This is a genomic window from Bradyrhizobium sp., from assembly GCF_035273305.1.
Taxonomy (GTDB): domain Bacteria; phylum Pseudomonadota; class Alphaproteobacteria; order Rhizobiales; family Xanthobacteraceae; genus Bradyrhizobium.
This window is the reverse complement of the sequence record NZ_DATEPI010000338.1, coordinates 1-4,612: the sequence shown is the minus strand read 5'-3', so window position 1 is coordinate 4,612 and position 4,612 is coordinate 1. Positions and strand designations below refer to the sequence as shown.

The window sequence follows — 4,612 nt, the reverse complement described above, 5'->3', positions numbered from 1 at the left end:
GGAACGGTATGCCGGCTTCGGCAAAGGTTTCTGTTGCGCCCTCATCACGGTCCACCATGGTGAACACCAGCGCGATCTCGCCGCCGGCATCGCGCACTGCCTCTACAGCCTTCAGTGCCGAGCCGCCGGTCGTGGTGACGTCCTCGACGATGACAACGCGCTTGCCACGCAGGCTCTCGCCGGTTGCGAGGCCTTCGACCGCGAGACGCGCGCCATGCTCTTTTGGCTTCTTGCGCACGAAGAAAGCTGCGATCGGGTGGCCCTTGATCCAGGAGAGCTGCGCAATCGCGCCTGCGAGCGGCACCGCCCCCATCTCCAGACCGCCGACATAATCAAGCCCGTCATCCTTCAGCGCTTCGTAGGTTAGCTCCGCAAGCAGTGCGGCTCCCTCGGGATCGAGCATGGTGGGCTTGAGATTGAAATAAAAGTCGCTCTTGCGGCCCGAGGCCAGGGTGATTTCGCCGCGCCCAAACGAGCGCTTGCGAATGATCTCGGCGAGCCGTGCGCGTGAAGCTGATTTGGACAATGCTTTTTGCTCGCTTTGAAGGACGGGCGCAATCTATCGGGGGACGGGCGTACATTCCAGAACGAAGTCTCGCCGTCAACAGTGTGGCCAGAACGCAATTTGGGAGGCTCGGTTGTAAAGCCTTGCGGTTCCGCGGTACTGAGTAACAAAAGCTGCGGGACCAGAAAAAAATGAGCATCGAACTTCACACCTGGAATACTCCAAACGGTCGCAAGATCAGCGTCGCTCTGGAAGAAATGGGACTGCCATACAAGGTGTTCCCGATCAACATTACCAAAGGCGAGCAGATGGCGCCGCAGTTTCTCGCCATCAGCCCCAACAACAAGATCCCGGCGATCGTCGATCCCGACGGACCCGGCGGCAAGCGCGTCAGCATATTCGAATCCGGTGCGATCCTGCTCTATCTCGGTGAGAAGACCGGCAAATTCCTGCCGGCAGCTTTGAGCGATCGCATTCCTGTTTACGAATGGTTGATGTGGCAGATGGGCGGCTTCGGGCCAATGCCGGGGCAGGTGCACCACTTCATCGCGCTGGAGAACGAGCAGGACCGCGCCTACGGGCTGAAACGCTACATGGCGGAGACGCGCCGCCTCTATGGTGTGCTTGACCGCCGCCTGGCCAATCGCGAGTTCGTCGCCGACGCGCTGTCAGTGGCCGACTTTGCAATCCTCGGCTGGGCCTGGCGGCACGAACGCCACAAGGTTTCGTTTGCGGATTTTCCCAATGTCGGACGCTGGTATGAGGCGCTGATGGCGCGCCCCGGAGTGAGGCGCGGCATGGAAGCCAAACTGGATTAACCGAACGTTGTGTCGGGAGGTCCTGTCGTTCCTGCGAGCGCAGCAACCCATAGTGGCTTGCACGTTTGAAAGGACAGAGAAACGGACGCCCTCAACTATCCTCCTACGGCGTATAGGTCGCTCTTCCCAGGGACCCCGACGTTCGTTTCATCATCGCCGTGCCAGCGTAGATTTGCCGCCGCCGCTATTGCCGATGACGACGCTCTCAATGCGCCTCGTCCCAGTTGTCCGCCGCGCGCGCATCGACGTGTAGCGGCACCGAAAGTAGCACCGCCGGGAACGGCGCGTCCTGCATCGTGTGCTGCACGACCGGCAGGGTGGCGGCGACCTCATCATCGGGCACCTCGAAAACCAGTTCGTCGTGCACTTGAAGCAGCATCTGCGCCGAAAGCTTTTTCTCGGCCAAGGCGTCTTCCATCCGGATCATGGCCCGGCGGATGATGTCGGCGGCCGTGCCCTGCAAGCGCGCGTTGATGGCGGCGCGCTCGTTAAACGAACGAACCGACGCGTTCGAGGCCTTGATCTCGGGATAGTAGCATTTCCGGCCGAACAAGGTCTGGACGTAACCGTGCATGCGGCAGAAATCGCGGGTTTCATCCATATAGGCGCGGATGCCTGGAAAGCGTTCGAAATAGCGCTTGATGTAGGCGGATGCTTCCTCGCGGGCGATGCCGAGCTGGTTCGCCAGCCCAAATGCCGAGATGCCGTAGATGATCCCGAAATTGATGGCTTTGGCGCGGCGACGCACCTCGGCCGGCATATCCTTGACTGGAACGCCGAACATTTCGGACGCGGTCATGGCGTGAATGTCGAGTCCATCGCGGAATGCCTGCTTCAGGACCGGAATATCGGCGATCTCGGCGAGCAATCGTAGCTCGATCTGCGAATAGTCCGCTGAGACTAGCTTGTGGCCCGGCGAGGCAATGAAAGCACGGCGGATCTTGCGACCGTCCTCGGTTCTGATCGGAATGTTCTGCAGGTTGGGCTCGTTCGAGGAGAGCCGCCCGGTTGTGGTCGCCGCCAGTGCGTAAGTGGTGTGCACCCGATGGGTCTGCGGATGAACGTAGGTCGGCAGCGCGTCGGTATAAGTCGATTTCAGTTTTGATACCTGCCGCCACTCCAGAATTTTTCTCGGAAATTCATGACCCTGCTCCGCGAGTTCGTCGAGAATCTGCGCCGAGGTCGACCACGCACCGGTTTTCGTTTTGCTGCCGCCGGGGATTGCCATCTTGCCGAAAATAATGTCGCCGATTTGCTTTGGACTGCCGACATTGACTGGCTCGCCAGCGATCTCCTGGATCTCGGCCTCGACTCGCGCGGCAGTCTGGGCGAATTCGCCGGATAGACGCGACAGCACCTGGCGGTCGATCGAGATTCCGCGTCGCTCCATCCGCGCCAGCACCGAAATCAACGGCCGCTCCAATGTTTCATAGACCGAGTTCATGCGCTCGGCCACCAGCCGAGGCTTGAGCACGCGCCAGAGCCTCAGGATCACATCGGCATCCTCAGCCGAATATGCCGTGGCTTTCTCGATCGCGACCTGATCGAAGCTCAGCTTGCCCTTGCCACTGCCGGTCACTTCCAAATGAGTCATGTTGGCATGGCCGAGCCAGCGTTCGGCGAGGCCATCCAGCCCATGCGCGTTACGGCCAGCATCGAGGGCGTAGGACATCAGCTGCGCGTCATCGTGGTTGCGAAGCGTCACGCCGTGCTGGGCGAAAATGACGGCGTTGAATTTGATGTTGAAGCCGATCTTCAAAATGCCCGGCGATTCCAGCAGCGGCCGCAGCACCTCTATGGCTTGCTCAGTCTTGATCTGATCCGGAGCGATACCGGCCGCGAACAGGCCGGCGCCGTCGCCACCGGTCTGCTTGTGGCTGAGTGGAACGTAGCAGGCGTCGTTGGGCGCAAGCGCCAGCGCTATGCCGCACATTTCGGCCTGCATCGGATCGATGGAATCGGCTTTGGCTTCGAGCGCGAAATGACCGACATCGTGTACGCGCGAGGTCCAGGCTTTAAGCTGGTCTAGATTGCGGATCGTCTGGTATTTGCTCCGATCGATTTTGGTCTTGCGCGCGGCTTCGGCGCGGGCCGCGGCAAGTGTTTGCGGAGTGAGGACGACGGTCGATCGTTCCGCCCTGCCATGGGTTGGCACGGCTACGCTCACGCGCCCGCTCGCGGGAGAGGGTGGGTTGGGAACGCCGGCTGCTGCGAAAAGATCGCCGCTCGCACCTTCAGTCTTGGGCACATTGCCGGACTCGTCGACCTTTTGTGCCAGCGGGAGCGATCCAAAAACACTCGCCGCACTCTTGACCCCGATGTCGGGCTCGATATCGGATGGGTCTATCTGTGAATAATCCGCGACGCGACGGGTCAGGGTAGAAAATTCCATCGCTTTCAAAAAGGCGATCAGCTTGCGCGCGTCGGGCTCGTGCACCGCGAGCTCATCGAGCGGCACATCAAGTTCGACCTTGTCATCCAGCAGGACGAGCTGCCGCGAGATGCGCGCCTTCTCGGCATTCTCGAGCAGCGCCTCGCGCCGTTTCGGCTGTTTGATCTCGCCGGCGCGCTGGAGCAGCGCTTCCAGGTCGCCATATTCGACGATCAGTTGCGCGGCGGTCTTGACGCCGATTCCCGGAACTCCGGGCACATTGTCGGTGGAATCGCCAGCCAGCGCCTGCACATCGACGACTTTCTCCGGCGGCACGCCGAATTTCTCGATTACCTCCGGGATGCCGATGCGGCGATCCTTCATGGTGTCGTACATGGTGACGCAGTCGGTCACGAGCTGCATCAAATCCTTGTCGGAAGACACGATGGTGGCGGTAGCGCCGCGCTCGCAAGCCTCGCGCACATAGGTTGCGATCAGATCATCCGCCTCAAAGCCAACCTGCTCCAGGCATGGCAAATCGAATGCGCGGACTGCTTCGCGGATCAGCGCAAATTGCGGGATCAGATCATCCGGCGCCGGAGCCCGATGCGCCTTGTAGTCAGGGTAAAGCTTGTTGCGAAAGGTAATCTCGGACTTGTCGAATATAATCGCCAGGTGGGTCGGCTGATTGTCCGGCGGCATCTCGCGCAACAATTTCCAGAGCATGTTGCAGAAGCCAAGCACGGCATTGACTTGCAGCCCGTCGGATTTCCGATTGAGCGGCGGCAGGGCGTGGTAGGCCCGGAAAATATAGGAAGATCCGTCAACCAAAAATACGTGGTCGCCTTTGGCTGGGGCTTTCACGGCTACGGGTTTTGGTGAGGCTTTTTGGGATGTTTTCGGCATGGCCGAAATTTA

The 4,612-nt window shown here is 60.3% G+C and carries 3 protein-coding genes; 1 reads left to right on the top strand and 2 read right to left on the bottom strand.

Features of this window, described 5'->3' with window-relative positions; genetic code table 11:
* On the bottom strand, window positions 1-526 hold a 526-nt coding region (pyrE, locus tag VJV58_RS21955; protein ID WP_324139473.1), incomplete at its 3' end, for an orotate phosphoribosyltransferase.
* A gap of 170 nt (window positions 527-696) precedes the next feature.
* On the opposite strand from pyrE, the gene VJV58_RS21950 reads away from it, so the two are divergent.
* On the top strand, window positions 697-1,323 hold the full coding sequence (locus VJV58_RS21950) for a glutathione S-transferase family protein (protein ID WP_324139472.1): 627 nt from the start codon (window positions 697-699) through the stop codon (window positions 1,321-1,323).
* Window positions 1,324-1,528: 205 nt separating this feature from the next.
* Here the strand turns inward: VJV58_RS21950 and polA are convergent, their stop codons facing one another.
* The gene (polA, locus tag VJV58_RS21945) at window positions 1,529-4,600 is read right to left on the bottom strand and encodes a DNA polymerase I (protein ID WP_324139471.1); all 3,072 of its coding nucleotides are present in this window, start codon (window positions 4,598-4,600) and stop codon (window positions 1,529-1,531) included.
* Window positions 4,601-4,612: the final 12 nt, after the last annotated feature.